Below are 801 nucleotides of genomic sequence, written 5' to 3'. Positions count from 1 at the left end.
GCTGTGTTTTGATTAAACAGTCGCAGCCACCGATTTTTTGCAACCGCTTTGGGCTCCCTTTGTTCAAGTTCACCTACTTGCGGCATACCTTCTCCCGAAGTTACGGTATCAATTTGCCGAGTTCCTTCTCCTGAGTTCTCTCAAGCGCCTTAGAATACTCATCTCGCGCACCAGTGTCGGTTTGCGGTACGGTCGTGTGTAGCTGAAGCTTAGTGGCTTTTCCTGGAAGCAGGGTATCACTCACTTCGTCTGCAAGCAGACTCGTTATCACCCCTCATCTAAGCCTGGCGGATTTGCCTACCAGGCACGACTACAGGCTTGAACCAACATATCCAACAGTTGGCTGAGCTAACCTTCTCCGTCCCCACATCGCACTACACATCGGTACAGGAATATTAACCTGTTTCCCATCGACTACGCCTTTCGGCCTCGCCTTAGGGGTCGACTCACCCTGCCCCGATTAACGTTGGACAGGAAACCTTGCGCTTACGGCGAGCGGGCTTTTCACCCGCTTTATCGTTACTTATGTCAGCATTCGCACTTCTGATACCTCCAGCAACCCTCACAGGCCACCTTCAACGGCTTACAGAACGCTCCCCTACCCAACAACACATAGTGTCGCTGCCGCAGCTTCGGTGCACAGTTTAGCCCCGTTACATCTTCCGCGCAGGCCGACTCGACCAGTGAGCTATTACGCTTTCTTTAAAGGGTGGCTGCTTCTAAGCCAACCTCCTGGCTGTCTGTGCCTTTCCACATCGTTTCCCACTTAACTGTGACTTTGGGACCTTAGCTGGCGGTCTG

Annotated in this window: 1 rRNA gene; it reads right to left on the bottom strand. The window is 52.7% G+C overall.

Annotated features, from left to right (window positions below):
* A 23S ribosomal RNA gene (locus FJV41_RS49395) occupies positions 1 to 801 on the bottom strand; the annotation flags it as partial.

It is taken from the genome of Myxococcus llanfairpwllgwyngyllgogerychwyrndrobwllllantysiliogogogochensis (assembly GCF_006636215.1).
GTDB classification, from domain to species: Bacteria; Myxococcota; Myxococcia; order Myxococcales; family Myxococcaceae; genus Myxococcus; species Myxococcus llanfairpwllgwyngyllgogerychwyrndrobwllllantysiliogogogochensis.
Note: the sequence above shows the minus strand (reverse complement) of the source record. Positions and strands in the feature narration are given on the sequence as shown.